Genomic DNA, 15,769 nt, shown 5'->3' with positions numbered 1-15,769 from the left:
TCAGCTCGGAAGGGAAACTCTGTGCCTGCTTCGGTCCACCCGGGTGATCGGCTTGACCGGTGCCACATCGCCGGCGCTGCCGACCGCCAGCGTGCTCCAGCTCGCGATGATCGGTTCCTCCAGCACCTGCTCGAGCGGCAGTGCGATTCCCTGCTGCCGGTTCAGTCGGGACACCAGCCGCATCAGCAGCAGCGAATTTCCACCCAACTCGAAGAAGTTGTCGCGGATGCCGATTCCGCGGATCTCCAGCATCGCCTCCCAGGTGTCGACCAGCATCCGCTGCAGGTCCGACTCGGGCGGGACGTACTCGACGCCCATCTCGGGCCGCGGAAGGAAGACCGCTGCCGCCTCCCCCGCGCCGGCGGTGGTCGCCTGCGCCGGGTCGCGGCTCTGCCGCGCCTGCTTCAGCAGTTGCTGCACGTCGCGGGTGGCCACGATGACCTGCGCCGGCCCGTGGCTGGCCAGGATCGATTCGAGCGCCGCCACCGCCTCCTCGTTTGACAGGCCGTCCTCGAAGCCGGCCTGCAGGATCTCGCTTGCCGCCGGCCGCTTCGGCGTGCCCCTGGATCGCTCGGCACCTCGCGCCAGCGGCCCGGGCGGCGCCTGCTTGAGCACGAAGTCGCGGAACACCAGCAGCAACTGGCCATCGTCGGAGCGGATCTCCACGTCCAGCGTGAGGCGATCGGGCTCGCAGCGGGCATGCACGCGCGTTTCCAGCGAGCGCGTGAGCGGCGCCAGCACGAGGATTTCCCCGTATCGATACGGCAACAGGCGAGCACCCAGCTCCGGCCCGGCCAGCACCTGCTGGGCGGCGCCGATGGCCAGGTCCAGCAGCGCCGGATGCAGCGGGTGAGTGGCGAGGTCCTCCGGCGTCTTGAGGTCGAGCCGCAGCAGCGCATCATTCCCGGCGGCCTCCAGCCGCGTCAGGCAATCCCATCTCGGACCGAAGTCCAGCGCCGGATGCGAGTACGTACCTTCCACCGGCAACAGCCCCGGGGGCGCCGGAAGCGGTTCGCGCTCCACGTCGGGTTCGGGCATCCGCAGCGATACTTCCGCCGCGGCATGGTCCAGTACGTCGTCCGGATCGCCACCCACGCTCGATACCGTGATCACGTAACGGTCGGATTCGGCCGCGCCCGGTGCTTTCGGGGCAGTTCCCTTCGGCGCAATCTCCTTCCGGGTCACTTCCTTGGGGGCAATTTCGATCCTGAGCAGGCGCTTCTCGCGCGGCCTCAGCACCAGCGGCGCGATCAGGGTCATCCCGCTGATGCACAGCGGCCCGAAGCGCCCGCGCGACTGTTGCATCGCCGCGACGATCAGATCCAGGTATGCCGTGCCCGGAAGGATGGCTTCGCCAGACTTGAGGCGGTGCTGGTCCAGGAACCAGGCCGATTCCGGCGTGAGCATGCCGGAATAGCAACAGCGGCCTTCCTCGCCGCTGGTCTTCCACGTCAGCACCGGGTGATCGGTCAGGTCCGCGTCCGCCGGTTCGGGAGGCGCAAAGCCGCTCTTTGCCGCCAGCGTGGCCGCCATTCCAGCGTCGCGCCAGCTGCTCCACTCCACCGCGATGTGGCGGGTGGTGGATGACTGGGCGTCGGCGCAGGCAGCGAACGCATCGAGAAACGCGTTGGCCGAGGTGTAGTCGACCTGCCCGGCGACACCGGCCTGGGCGCTGATCGAGGAGAAATACAGTATGAAATCGGGGCAGAGTGGCTTCAGGCTCTGCAGGCCCAGCGCGCCGGCCACCTTGGGATGGAGTACGCGATGCGCCGCGGTGACCGACTTCAGGCCGATCGTGGCGTCGTCGAGCACGCCCGCGGCGTGGAAAATACCGTCGAGCCTGGTCACGCCCAGCTCGGCGACCGCGCTCTCCAGCGCCCGCCCGTTGGCGACATCGGCGGCCACCACGTCGACCCGAGCGCCGGATGATTCCAGCAGCCCGACCGCCTGAATCCTGCGACGGACCGCATCGCCCGGCCGCGATTTGGCCAGGTACGCATCGCGTGCCTCTGCAGGCGGCAGCGGCGTGCGGGCGACCAGCACCAGGCGCGCCCGATAGCGGCGCGCCAGGTATTGCGCGAGCACCAGCCCGGCGCCGCCGAACGCCCCGGTGATCAGGTAGCTGCCGCCGGTGCGAAGCGCAACCGGATCAGCAGTGCGCGCCAGTGGCGTAGGCGTCAGGACCGACCGCATGCGGCGCCGGTTGCGCCAGGCGATCGTCTCGTCCCCGCCATCGGCCTGAAGCTCGAGCATGAGCTGCGCCGCGGTCTCGACCGGACTCCACTCGATCCGGGCGGCATCAAAATCCACCCACCTCGCGCGCACGCCCGGGTACTCCTGCGGGATGGTACGCACCGGCCCCGACACGAGCGCCTGGTGGGGGTTGCCTGCCTCCTCACCGCCGAGCTGATGGGCGTTGGCCGTGGCCACCAGCAGCTTCAGCCCCTGGGCATCGTAGAAGCGGTCGATGTGCTTGCCGATGCGCAGCAGGTGGTCGAAGCAGCCGGCGATGATCTTCGTGGTGCACGCCATCGCCGTGTCCAGCGGCCACAGATACACAAGGTGCGAGAACGTACCGGCCTGGTCGGCCAGCGTGTCCCAGTCCGCGTCCGAATTCGGGTCGATGACGATCCGGTTGCCTGAGCGCGAGAACTCCCGGCCGAGCTCGACGGTGACGACGTCGACGCCGCGCGCGCGCAAGGCATCCACCAGCGACGCGGCCACGCCCCAGCTACCGGCAAACACCAGTGCGCGGCCCGCCACGCCCGGCCCGGCGGCAGCCACCGTGCTCTGCCAGTCGGCGACATGGAACCAGTCCTTGAAAGGCTTGCGCGCGTTGTCCTCGACGGGCGAGCCCGTCCGCTCGGGCAAGCCCGGTTCGACCCAGTGCCGCTGGCGCTGGAAGGGATAGGTCGGCAGCGGGACCCGCTGGCCCGAGGCCGGCTGGCGCCAGGCGGCCCAGTCGATGTCCAGGCCATGGGCCCAGAGCAGTCCGCCGGCCGCGGCGAACACCTCATCGTCCGCGGTCGCATCCTTCGGGTGCGGCAGGCTCGGCACCACGCGCGCGTCCGGCGCGATCGCCGTGGCGAAGCCGGACAGCGTGTTCCCCGGCCCGACCTCAATGTAGACCGCCGGCCCGAGCTCCTGCAGTTGCCGCATGCCGGCGACGAAATTCACCGGCTGGCGCAGATGGCTCGTCCAGTACTCGGCCGATCCGGCCTGCGCGGCGGTGAGCCAGGTTCCGGTGACGTTGGAGATGACGGCCGCATCCGCCACCGCGGCCGGATTAGCGGCGCGCACGGCAGTGCTGAACGACGCCAGGATCGGGTCGAGCATCTGCGAATGGAACGCATGCGAGGTTTCCAGCCGCCGCGTGGCGATGCCGTCGGCGCCGAGTCGTTCGGCGAGCCGGGCGATCGCCTCGAACTCGCCTGCGCACACGCATGACTCCGGACCGTTGATGCCGGCCACGCACGCGCTCTCGGGCAGGTAGCCGGCAAGGTCCTCCGCCGCCATCGCCACCGCGAGCATCGCGCCCGGCGCCAGCGAACCGATCAACTCGCCGCGCCGGCATACCAGCGTCAGAGCCGCATCCAGCGTGAACACCCCGGCCAGGCAAGCGGCAACGTATTCGCCCAGCGAGTGGCCGATCATGGCGTCAGCACGGACACCCCTGGCCAGCAGCGACTTGGCCAGCGCGTACTCGACGCAGAACAGCACCGGCTGGGTGACCGCCGTCGCACGCAGCGTCTCCATGGCTTCCGCTCCGGAAGCCTCGGTGTACAGCGCAGCGATCGCGTCATGCCGACCGAGCCGGCGCAGCACCTCGAAGCAGGTGTCCATCGCGGCACGGAAGTCCGGATCGGTGGCGTACAGCCGGCGCGACATGTTCGGGTACTGGGCACCCTGCCCGGGGAACATGAAGACGATTTTCGGCGGCGCGTCGGCAGCCTTGATCGGGCGCTGCACGGCGCGCAACTGCGCGGTGATCGCATCGATGTTGCGACCGGCCACGGCGATCCGCTGCGCGAACGGCACCCGGCCGTTGCGCAGCGTCCATGCCACGTCGCGCAGGGCCAGCTCCGGATGCGACTCCAGGTGCGCCAGCAGGTTCTTTACTGCCGCGCTAAGTGCGGCGGGCGTCTTGGCCGACAGCGGCAGGATGCTGACGGCATCTTCCGGCGCATCCGATGCTTTCGGCCCGTTGATCCGCGGCGGGGCTTCCTCCAGCACGACATGGGCATTGGTGCCGCCCACGCCGAGCGAGCTGATGCCGGCCCGCAGGGGTGCACCGAGCGCCGGCCAGTCCGAAAGGCTCGAATTGACGTAGAACGGACTGCCAGCGAAGTCGATCTCCGGATTCGGGCTGCGGAAATTTAGCGAGGCCGGCAGTTTGCGATGTCGCATCGACAACGCGACCTTGATTAGTGCGGCGACCCCTGCGGCGGTGTCGAGATGGCCGATGTTCGACTTGACCGAGCCGAGCGCGCAGTACTGGCGGCGCCCGGTATCACCGAAGCCCTGGCTCAACGCCGCGATCTCGATCGGGTCGCCAATCCTGGTGCCGGTGCCATGCGCTTCCACGTAGCCGATGGTGGTCGGATCGACATCGGCAACGGCGATCGCCTCGGCGATCGCCTGCGCCTGCCCCTCCACGCTGGGGGCGAGATAGCCGGCCTTGCCGGCACCGTCGTTGTTGATCGCGCTGCCACGGATCACCGCGTGGATGAAGTCGCCGTCGGCCAGCGCATCCGACAGCCGGCGCAGCACCACCACGCCGCAGCCGCTGCCAAACGCCGTGCCGCCGGCATCCGCGTCCATCGGGCGGCAGCGACCGTCGGCCGAACGCACTTCTTCCTCGCGGTAGTGATAGCCGACGGCGTGCGGCACCTCAATGGTCGACCCGCCGGCCAGCACCATGTCGGTCTCGCCATTGAGCAGGCTCTGGCAGCCCATGTGGACCGCCACCAGCGAGGAGGAACAAGCCGTCTGCACGTTGATGCTCGGCCCGTGCAGGTCCAGGTGATAGGACACGCGGGTCGCCAGGAAGTCCTTGTCGTTGGCGGTGTGCCGGATCTGGAACTCACCCAGCTCCCGGACCAGCGCCGGGTTGGTCATCAGGTTCTTGAGCAGGTACCAGTGCATGCCCGAACCGGCGAACACGCCGATGTTGCGGTCCGCCGATGCCGGCGTATGCCCCGCGTCCTCCAGCGCCGACCACGCGCACTCGATGAACTTGCGGTGCTGCGGGTCCATCACCTTCGCCTCGCCCGGGCTCAGCCCGAAGAAGGCCGCATCGAATTGGTCGAAGCCATCCAGCGGCACCCCGGAGCGGACGTAGGACGGATCGGCCAGGTCGGCATCGCCGACACCGGCGGCGCGCAGGTCGGCGTCCTGGAAATCACGGACCGACTCGCGGCCAGCTGCGAGGTTCTGCCAGAAAGCATCAGGCGTATCGGCATCGGGCAGATAGCAGCCCATGCCGACGATGGCGATGCTGCCTTCCGCGGGCAGCGCGCTGGAATCAGGATGGGTCATGGCTTTTCACTCCGGCCGTTCCGGCGCGTCGGTTCATCGCCGCCTTGCGCTTGTCGGCCTTGCCGATGCCGCTGCCGGCGGCCGTTGCCGGGGAAGTGGCCGCGCCGCGCGCGAACTGCGCGGCCAGCGCTTCGATCGTCGGCGAGCGGAACAGCTCGACGATCGGCAAGCGGTAACCGAATGCTTTCGACAGTTCGGACTGCACCTTGACGGCCAACACCGAATGCCCGCCAAGCTCGAAGAAATTGTCCCGGCTGCCGACGTGGGACACGTTGAGCACCCGCTGCCAGACCTCGCGGATGACCTGCTCGGCGTCGTCGCGGGTTACCGCCGCGCGCTCGATCGGTGCCGGCGGTGCGGGCCGCTCGCCCGCTCCGGCCGGTTCGGGCTTGCCGGCCGCCGTGGCCTTCGGCGGCGGTTCCGGTCGCGCATTCCGCCCCCACGCGCCTGGTGCGGGCAATGCCTGCCGGTCGAGCTTGCCGTTGGGCGTCAGCGGCAGCGCATCGAGCCACATGAAGCTGTTCGGCACCATGTGCTCCGGCAACCGCTGCCGCAACGCCGACTTGAGAGCGTCCCCCTCGGCAGTGTCCGCGCCGCGGGAGGCGACCAGATAACCGACCAGCAGTTGCGCGCCATCGGCCGTGGTGCGCGCCACGACGACCGCATCGGCGATGCCCGGCTGCGCACGCAGGGCTAGTTCGATCTCGCCCAGTTCAATCCGGTGTCCCCGCACCTTGACCTGGAAGTCGTTGCGGCCGAGGTATTCCAGCCGCCCGTCTGGCAGCCGGCGAGCCACGTCGCCGGTGGCATACACCCGGCGCACGTGCCCGCCGATGTCCAGATCGAAAAACCGCTCGGCGGTGAGTTCAAGGCGCTCGTGGTAACCGCGGGCCACGCCATCGCCACCGATATGCAGTTCGCCGACACAACCGTCGGGCACGCACTGCCGATACCGGTCCAGCACATAGCACTGCGTGTTGGCGATCGGGCGGCCGATGGTGATCTGCCGCGCGTCCGGCGCGACGGCTTCGGTGGTGGACCACACCGTAGTTTCGGTCGGCCCGTACATGTTCACGATGCGGGCCGTCGGCGGCAGCCGCGCATACAGCTCACCGACCAGGTCGCGCGACAGCGCCTCGCCGCCGATCAGCAGCTGGCGCATGGAGGCGAGCGCATCGGGTTTCGCGCCCAGCAGCGGGATCGTGCTGGCCAGCGAGGGCGTGCACTGCATGTGGGTGATCGCATGCGTGGCGATGTCCTGCAGCAGGTCGGGGTCGTCGTCGCCCTGTGCGCGCCGGCCGGCGAGGTTCTGCAGCTGTTCGATGAAGGGCAGGTGTTCGATCACTGTGTCGGGCGCCACTCCGAAATCAATCAGGCAGGCGATCTCGTCGACGCTGGCGCCGTGCAGCGACTCCACCAGGTGCGCGCACTTGGCGACCGACCCCATCAGGCTGCTGCTCTCGAAGTAACGCTCGAACGCGAACTCGTACAGCTCCTGCTGCTCCTCGGCGGTCAGCTCGCTCATTGCGGTGGCGCCGACCTTGCCGCCGGCCCCACGCTTGAACGCCGACCAGGCATCGGCATACCCGCCGACGAGGCTGGCGGCACTGCGCAGGTACCGCTGCATCGGTTCGCGCACCACCTCACGCACCTGGTCGGTGTCCTCGCCAATGAAGGTATGCACCATCACGGTGACGCGGCCGGTGGCCGGATCGAGCCCGGCGGCGGCGCGGGCCTGGCGGTATGCGCGGATGTTGATGTCCAGATCCGCCAGCGACTGCCCGAGCAGGTGGGTCAGAATATTCGCGCCGATCGCGCCGGCCTGCCTGAAGGTCTCGGGATTGCCCGCGGCGGTGATCCAGATCGGCAGCTCCGCCTGCACCGGCCTGGGGAAGGTGCCCAGCAACACCTCGTCGCCCTTCGGATTGCTGGCCTTGACCTGTTCACCGCGCCACAACGCCCGGACCGTCTCGATCTGCTCGAACATCAGCTCCTTGCGACGCTCGTAGTTGTCCGGCGCCAGCACGAAATCGTTCGGCTGCCAGCCGGAGGCGAACGACACCCCGACCCGCCCGTTGGAGAGCTGGTCGACCAGGCTCCACTCCTCGGCCACGCGCAACGGATCGTGCAGCGGCAGCACCACGCTGCCGGCGCGCAACTGCACCCGCTGGGTGATCGTCGCCAGTGCCGCGTTCATCACCGATGGATTGGGGTATGGCGCGCCGAAATCGTGGAAGTGCCGCTCCGGCGACCAGATCGCCTCCAGGCCATGGCTGTCGGCGAACTTCGCCGCTTCCATGATCAGGCGGTAGGGCCGCGGATCGGTCGCGTCCGCGCCACTGGCGAAATGGAACAGGCTGAAGGATGGTCCGTGGCCGTCGCCCTGCTGGCCCGGATTACGGGCCCCGTGGATGACGACCTCGAATCCGCGGGTCAGGGTCCACAGCAGTTCCAGCACCGAAATGTCGAACGAGGGGCTGGTGACCGCAAGCCAGCGCCTGTCCGCTGCCGGGTCGACCTCGATCACCGCATCCATGCCCGCGAAGAAGTTGGCGACATTGGCGTGGGTGACCAGCACCCCCTTGGGCCGGCCGGTCGAACCGGAGGTGTAGATCGTGTAGGCGAGGTCGTCGGTGGAGCCGGCCTGGGGTGCATGCGCGGCGGCCACCACGCGCGGATCATCGACCAGGACTGTACTGACCTCGGCAGCCTGAAACCGATGCTCGTGACTGCGTTGGGTGAGGACGAAGCGGGCGCGGGAGTCGCGCAGGCAGAACTCGAGCCGCTCGGAGGGATAGGCCGGGTCCAGCGGCAGGTAGGCCGCACCGGCCTTCAGGATGCCGAGCATCGCGGTGACCAGCTCCAGCGAGCGGTCGATGCTCAAGCCGACCACCGCGCCGCGCCGGACGCCGCGATCGATCAACCGCGCCGCCACCTCGTCGCTGGCGGCATCGAGCTGCGCATAGGTGAGCGTCCGTCCGGCGCCGGTCAGCGCCGTCCGGTCTGGATGCGAGGCCACGGCCCGGGCGAACGCCGCCTGGATGGTGGTCGGCTGAACCGGAAGCTGGGTGGCGTTCCACTGCAGATCGATCTGGCGCAGCGCTTCGCCGCTCAGGATCGGGATGCTGCGGACCGCACGCGTGGGTTCGGCGACCACGCCCTGGAGGATCGTCAGCAGGTGGCCCACGATCTGCGTGGCTTGTTCCTGCGTGAACGCGTGCTCGGCGTAGGCGAACTGCAGCGTCAGCTCCGGACGCGCGTAGGCGTATAGCGTGACCGAATAGGGTGTCTGCTCGTGCAGGGTGAAGCGTCGGTCCGTCCAGTCGGGGCGGAGCCGGTGCACGGCACTGTCCAGGTCATCATGGTCGAACACCACCAGCGTGTGGAACAGCAGGCTGGCGCGGGCCGCATTGGTGTCGCCCATCTGTGTCAGCGGCAGGTGCTCGTGCGCCCGCGCGTCCTTCTGCTGCTGGCAGAGCGCACGCACCAGTGCGATACCGCTGCATTGGCCCACGTCCGCCCGCACCGGCACGGTGTTGATGAACACGCCGAGCATGCGCTCGGCCTCGGCGAGATGCCCGGCGCGGCCGGCGCGGACCGCGCCGAACACCACGGTCTCGCGATCGGCGTAGCGCGCCAGCAAGGTGGCCCAGGCGGCCTGCACCAGGCCGTTGAGGGTCACCCCGTTGTCGCGGGCCCAGCGCTCCAGCGCATGGGTCTCCTGGACCGACAGGCGCCGCTGTGTCATCCGCCTGCTCGCGCTCGTCGCAACGGTCGCGGCAGCCTCCGGAAACGGCGTCGCCTCATCGAGGCCGGCCAGGAGGTTGCGCCAGTACGCGATCGACCCGGTATGGTCGCGGCCGTGCAGCCAGTCGATGAAGTCCCGATGATCGGCGCGCGGCGTCAGGTTCTGGTCCTGACCCGACCGCAGGGCGTCGTAGGCATCCCAGAGCTCCACCAGCACATCGGCGAACGAACGGCCGTCCAGCAGGATGTGATGGAAGGTCCAGACGCAGCGATCGGCATGCCCGGGCCGCCGCAGCAGACTCAGCCTCAGCGGCACCTCGGCCATCAGCGCGAACCCCCGCGCCCGGTCGGCTGCCAGCCACGCCTCGCACGCGGCGTCGAAATCCGGCTCCGCGATGTCGACGATGGCGAGCTCCGGCTGGAAACCGCCGACCATCGCCAGCCGGCATTCCCCGGGCACGGCCTCGACGACATGGGAATGCAGCACCCGATGCCGGGCCACGACCGCCTGCCACGCGCTCTGAAGATGCCGCGCATCCACCGGTGCACCCAGCGTCATCTCAATCTGTTCGATGTCCACCGCGCTGCGGGGTTCAACCATCTTGTGGAAGACCATGCCGCGCTGGATTGGAGTCAACTCGGGATTCGGATTTCCGGGCATTGCGTTCCCTGATCAAGTGAACGGCAGTAACAGCGCCTGCCAATACTGGAGTAACGCCGTCAGCATTGGGCTCAGGCCAATGAATCGTGCGGCGATCCCGGGCGCTGATAGCGCACAGAACCTGCCCCGCAACAGCCTGAAATGTGTGGATTCCGCCAAGAAGAATGGATCGGGCGGCACGCCGAGATCGTTGCCTCCATTCATCGTGTCAAGCAGATCCGGGTCGGTGCGTCTGCCAGTGCGGTTCGCCGGCACGCGAACCCAGCGCGACCTTAAGCACCGGAAGTTCGGTTCGCACCGGCAGCTCGTTCACGAACACCACGAACTCCCGCGCCATCCGTTCGGCCACCGGCTGCTCGAGCACCCCGGCGTCATACAGCCAGGTGCAGCTGGTGCCGTCGGTCGCGAACCGCGCCGTCAGCACGCGTCCGGCACGCGGCAGCATCATCGGCGCACTATCGACATCGTCGAGCACCTCCACGCCGACAGGCCAGGTGGACGGATCGACCGAGTCGAGTCTCGCGCGCAGCACCGGGTCGCGGACCGGAGCATCGCGGACATAGCTTGCCCTTGCGCTGACCTGTTGCAGCTGCTCGCCCCACAACTGCATCCGCTGGTGGAAATCCGGTCGAGGCGCCCCGCCGACCCGCAGCGGTACGCTGGTCGACACCAACGACGGCACGGTATCGGTGCCGGCGTGTCGCTGGGGGCAGCTGAGAGCCACGTCGATCGCATCCCCGCCGGTCAGGTCGGCGAGATACGCCAGGAATGCCAGCAGCAGGCTGTCCCCGCCACGCTCGCAGCCCGCGATCTCAAGCCGCTGGAATCGGCTGCCGAAGGTCAGCGCGTGGCTGGCGATGGGTCCCGGTGCGCCATCCGCTCGCGACCGGTGCGGCAGCCTGGTCGGTCCTGCCTGCGCCAGTTGCGCCATCCAGAACGGTTCGTGCTGCGAAAGCCCGGTGCACAACGAGGCCAGTCGCGCGCTTGCCTGGTCATCCAGCGCGGTCATGCGCAGGCCTACGCGCAGGCCCGCTCGCGCGACCAGTTCAGCCAGCGGCAGCGGCATTCCATCGATCGTGAGAAATCCATGCAGCGCGACGTCGTGGTCCGCCGTCGCAACGACCAGGTGTTCGGGGGTGATCGCCGCCACCGTCCCGGGCGGATGGACGGAGCGATCGCCGAGCACGTCCAGCCGCGTGACAACGGCGAACGTCTCGCCGAGTGCGATCTTCGGCAGGCCCAGCGGATTGCGATACGGTCCGAAATCCAGTGCGCGCACCAAGGCACAAAGCTCCGCGGCCGGCGCGTCGAAGCGCAGGGTGCCACCGGCAGCAGGGCGCTGGCCGCGTCGAAAGAACGTACGATCGGTCCGGTCCTGCGGGCGCGGATCCAGGGTGCCCGCCTCCAGATCGACGAGCAGCGCAGCGAAGCTGTCGATTGCCGCTTCGAAGCATTTCGCGTTCAAGGTCAGCGCGGTATCGCCAGGATCGATGTCCACCGGCGCCTGCAGCAGTATGTCGCCTGCGTCGATCCGGTCGGTCAGGACATGCCAGGTCACCGCATGGTCGGTCTCGCCATTCATCAGCGCCCACGAGGTCGCATGGGATCCGGCATAACGGGGCAGCGGTGCGTCGTGGTAGTTGATCGCCAGGCAACGGGCTGCACTGACGATTTCGTCGGGGAGCTTCTGGAAGTTGAAGATGCTGAACAGATAGTCGAACGGCTGGTCGCCGATCAGCGCGGCAAGCACCGATGGCTCGGCTGTGTGCGCGATCGCGTTCGCCTCGCTCCACTGCGACATCCCCTCCTCGGGCGTCACCACTGCGACTATCTCGTGCCCCCGCTGCATGAGCATGTCGCCGCAGATGATCGGCAACGCGCCCTCGCCGATGATTACGCATCGCGTATTTCCCTGGACCGCCAATCAAGCGGCCCGGCGACGCGTGGGGATCATTGCGACAACGGCGCACCACGCCGCGGGGCTCAAGGGCAACACCGCGCGGATCGGCGTGAGGGATGAAGCGGGCTGGTCGGCATGTTCTTCTCTGCGCTTGCGGGGGAGTCGAACGAGTGCGGCGCCAACGTGCGTGCTTCATCCGGTATGGAGTTCAACGTCCAGCCGGTGGTGCTCAGGTCACCTTCGGCCGTCCCGCAGTCAGTCCCCGTTCGGGATTGCGCCGCGCAACGACTGCTACGCTTCCATCAGCCAGGGCTTGGTTGGTCGTTGACGGAGCCGCTGGTTTTCCGAGGCCCCGCGGTTGTGGCCGAACCGCCGCACCTTTTGCTTCGCCGCCGCTGCTGCGATCTGTTACAACGCAGTCTGTCCGCTTGCTCTGCTCGTCCACCAAGGAGTCGCGTCATGAACTGCAGCCTTGTCAAAATCTCTGCTCGCGCCGTTGCGCTGCTGGCGCTGGGTGCGTTCACCGGCGCGGCCTCGGCCGACACCTTGCTGATCGAGCGCGTGCAGCACGAGTCCCGCATTACCTTGCCCGAGCGCGGCCTGGGCATGGCCGAGGTCGAAGCCCGCTTCGGCGCGCCGGCCGAGCGGCTGGACCCGCGCGGCGGCCAGAAGCGCCAGTGGCCGACGATCAACCGCTGGGTCTACCCGGACTTCACGGTGTATTTCGAAAACAGCCGGGTGATCGACGCGGTCGCCAACCGGGCCACGGCCGGGGAAGTCGGCCCGAAGCCGGCGATTCGCTAGCCGCAGCGAATCCACCCGCAGAAATGCGGAAACCCGTAGGCGGGGCTGACATGCCCAGCGCTGTTCGGCGCAACGTCGTGCAAGCTGGGCTTGTCAGCCCAGCCTACGGATGCCCCGATCGGGATCTGGTCGCTTTTTGCGGCTTTCGCGTGCTTCGCGGACAATCCGCCTTTGCCGCCCGGACGCCGAATCCATGGATCAACCAGCCTTGCGCCTGCCCGCGGAGTGGGAACCCCAGTCCGCGGTCCTGATTGCGTGGCCGCACGCCGGCACTGACTGGGCCGATCGCCTCGGTGAGGTCGAGGACAGCTACATCGCGCTGGTCGCCGCCATCACCCGGTTCCAGCCGGTGGTGATCTGCGTCGCCGACGATGATGTGCAGGCCTATGCGCGCGCGCGGCTGTCGTCGGCGCGGATCAACATGGACCGGGTGCGCTTCGTCGAGGTCGCCTATGACGACACCTGGCTGCGCGATTCCGGGCCGATCACGTTGCGCGGGCGCGAGGGCTTCCGCCTGCTGGATTTTCGTTTCACCGGCTGGGGCGGCAAGTTCGATGCCGCGCAGGACGACCGGCTGGTCGAGGCCCTGCACGCGACGGGAATGTTCGCAGACAGCGGTCGGCAGACCATCGACTTTGCGCTGGAAGGCGGCGCGATCGATACCGACGGCGCGGGCACCCTGCTGACCACCTGGCAATGCCTGCACCAGCGGCATCCCGACCTGGGGCGCGCTGAGCTCACGGCCCGGCTAGGACAGTGGCTGCAGCAGGATCGGGTGCTGTGGCTGGAGCGGGGTTACCTGGAGGGCGATGACACCGACGCCCACATCGACACCCTCGCCCGCTTTGCCGCCGAGGATGCGATCGTCTACCAGGGTTGTGACGATCCGGATGATTCGCACTTCCGGGAACTGCAGGCCATGGCCGCCGAACTGGCGGCGCTGCGCACGCGCGATGGGCGTCCGTACCGGCTGTTCGAGCTGCCGTGGGCCAAGCCCATCATCGATGCAGGGCGCCGGCTGGCCGCGAGCTACGCCAATTTTTTGATCGTCAACGGTGCAGTGCTGATACCGGCCTATGGAGATCCCGCCGATACACCCGCTGCGGCGGTGCTTGAAAAGGCCTTCCCCCAACACGAAGTCGTACCGGTACCCTGTCGTGCGCTGATCTGGCAGAACGGCAGCCTGCACTGCATCACCATGCAGTTGCCGCAAGGCCTGCTCGCGTAGGTCGGGTCCGACCCGCCATCGTCATCCCACGGCCATACCGGCAGACGAAGGGCCGAAACCGTCCCACCCGTCGCCGCTTACCAATTATCGAGATGCCATGAGCAAGCACAGCACCCTCCCCGTCGCGCTGATCCAGGAGCGCGCGATCATCGACCAGGGCAGCGGAAATGCCGCCGCGAACCTGACGGTGATCGAGCAGCGCGTAGCCGAAGCGGCCAGGCGCGGCGCGAAACTCGTGCTGCTGCAGGAGCTGCACAACGGCGCCTATTTCTGCCAGCACCAGAACGTCCGCGAGTTCGAACTGGCGGAAAAGATCCCCGGCCCCAGCACCGACCGGCTGGGTCAGCTCGCCGCCAGGCACGGCGTGGTGCTGGTCGGATCGCTGTTCGAGCGGCGCGGCGCCGGGCTGTATCACAACACCGCGGTGGTGTTCGACACCGACGGCTCGATCGCCGGCAAGTACCGCAAGATGCACATCCCCGATGACCCGGGCTTCAACGAAAAGTTCTATTTCACTCCGGGGGACATGGGTTTCGAGCCGGTCGACACCTCGGTTGGGCGGCTCGGCGTGCTGGTGTGCTGGGACCAGTGGTACCCCGAGGGCGCGCGCCTGATGGCGCTGGCCGGCGCCGAACTGCTGCTGTATCCCACTGCCATCGGCTGGGACCCGGCCGATGAGCAGGACGAGAAGGACCGCCAGCGCGACGCCTGGATGCTCAGCCATCGCGGCCATGCGGTGGCCAACGGCTTGCCGGTGCTGTCGTGCAATCGCGTGGGTCATGAACCTTCGCCCGTGGCTGCTTCCGGCATCGATTTCTGGGGCAGCAGCCATGTGCTCGGGCCGCAGGGCGAGTTCCTGGCCGAAGCCGGAACCGAGCAGCCCGAGATCCTGATGGCCGAGGTCGACCTGCAACGCAGCGAACACGTGCGCCGGATCTGGCCGTTTTTACGCGATCGCCGGATCGATGCGTATGGCGATCTGCTCAAGCGCTACCGCGACTGAGGGCGTTGATTGGCGTATGTAGGAGCGGCTTCAGCCGCGATAGCGCGTTGCACAGGAGATAAAGGGGCTGCAGCAAAAGCTCGCGGCTGAAGCCGCTCCTACAAGCCGCTCCTACAAAAGGGAACCTCGAATAATCTCGAACGGCGAATTAAAAACGAACGGACGTGCTATTCTTCGTGCATGCCCGCTCTCACCTCTTCCGGCAAAGGCGCCGCGACCCGCGATGTGATCGTCGATCGCGCCTTCGGCATTGCCTGTTCGGCGGGCCTGGAAGGTCTTTCGATCGGGCCGCTCGCGCAGGCGGTCGGCATGTCAAAAAGCGGCGTGTTCGCGCATTTCGGTTCACGCGAGGACCTGCAGCTGGCCGTGCTCGATGCCGCAGGTCAGCGGTTCGTCGAACACGTGCTGCTGCCGTCGCTGAAGGCACGTCGCGGTCTGCCGCGGTTGCGCGCGATCGTCGCCGCGTGGTTCGACTGGGTGCGGCACACCGCGGACGGCGGATGCGTGTTCCTGGCCGCGGTCAGCGAGTACGACGACCGTCCGGGTCCACTACGTGATCGCCTGATCCAGCACGAAACCCGCTGGCGCGCCGAACTCGCGCGTGCGGTCGGTCTGGCGATCGGCACCGGCGAACTGCAGGCGGATACCGACCCGATGCAGCTCGCTTTCGAGATCTACGGACTGGCCCTTGTCGTGCATCACGACGCCGGCCTGTTCGGCTACGACGCGGCACTGTCGCGCGGGCAGCGCGCGCTCGAGCGGCTGATCCTCTCCCACTCCCCCTGATCTGTCGCAGGTGCCGCATGACAATCGCGTCGTTAAAACTTAGCACGACCGTTCGGTCACTTGTCCAGCTTCAGCTGCTGCGGACCGGGTTTCGTCTCGGCA

General features: G+C 68.0%; 7 protein-coding genes. 4 read left to right on the top strand and 3 right to left on the bottom strand.

Annotated features, from left to right (window positions below; genetic code table 11):
• The 3 genes from ACJQWM_RS09040 to ACJQWM_RS09030 all read right to left on the bottom strand — a co-directional run bounded on the left by ACJQWM_RS09040 (position 1) and on the right by ACJQWM_RS09030 (position 11,801).
• Complete coding sequence (locus tag ACJQWM_RS09040; protein WP_332703941.1) at positions 1-5,538, bottom strand: type I polyketide synthase; 5,538 nt, start codon at positions 5,536-5,538, stop codon at positions 1-3.
• Positions 5,525-9,946 (bottom strand): MupA/Atu3671 family FMN-dependent luciferase-like monooxygenase, encoded by a 4,422-nt coding sequence (locus ACJQWM_RS09035; protein ID WP_332703943.1) that lies wholly within the window; start codon positions 9,944-9,946, stop codon positions 5,525-5,527. Before ACJQWM_RS09035 ends, ACJQWM_RS09040 begins: the two co-directional genes overlap by 14 nt.
• Positions 9,947-10,154: 208 nt before the next feature.
• Positions 10,155-11,801 carry a formyltransferase family protein gene (locus tag ACJQWM_RS09030; protein WP_332703945.1) on the bottom strand — a complete coding sequence of 549 codons (1,647 nt, stop codon included), beginning with the start codon at positions 11,799-11,801 and terminating at the stop codon, positions 10,155-10,157.
• Positions 11,802-12,305: 504 nt separating this feature from the next.
• Here ACJQWM_RS09030 and ACJQWM_RS09025 point away from each other — a divergent pair.
• From ACJQWM_RS09025 to ACJQWM_RS09010, 4 genes are all read left to right on the top strand, one after another.
• Positions 12,306-12,650 carry a hypothetical protein gene (locus ACJQWM_RS09025; RefSeq protein ID WP_332703947.1) on the top strand — a complete coding sequence of 115 codons (345 nt, stop codon included), beginning with the start codon at positions 12,306-12,308 and terminating at the stop codon, positions 12,648-12,650.
• A 193-nt stretch (positions 12,651-12,843) separates the two neighbouring features.
• Positions 12,844-13,878 (top strand): agmatine deiminase family protein, encoded by a 1,035-nt coding sequence (locus ACJQWM_RS09020; RefSeq protein WP_332703949.1) that lies wholly within the window; start codon positions 12,844-12,846, stop codon positions 13,876-13,878.
• A gap of 97 nt (positions 13,879-13,975) precedes the next feature.
• Entirely contained in the window at positions 13,976-14,881 is a 906-nt protein-coding gene (locus ACJQWM_RS09015) for a carbon-nitrogen hydrolase (protein WP_332703951.1), read from the top strand.
• A gap of 180 nt (positions 14,882-15,061) precedes the next feature.
• A complete protein-coding gene (locus tag ACJQWM_RS09010; RefSeq protein ID WP_332703953.1) occupies positions 15,062-15,667 on the top strand; it encodes a TetR/AcrR family transcriptional regulator in 606 nt (201 codons plus the stop codon).
• Positions 15,668-15,769: the final 102 nt, after the last annotated feature.

The organism is Novilysobacter longmucuonensis, assembly GCF_046600735.1.
GTDB classification, from domain to species: Bacteria; Pseudomonadota; Gammaproteobacteria; order Xanthomonadales; family Xanthomonadaceae; genus Novilysobacter_A; species Novilysobacter_A longmucuonensis.
Note: the sequence above shows the minus strand (reverse complement) of the source record. Positions and strands in the feature narration are given on the sequence as shown.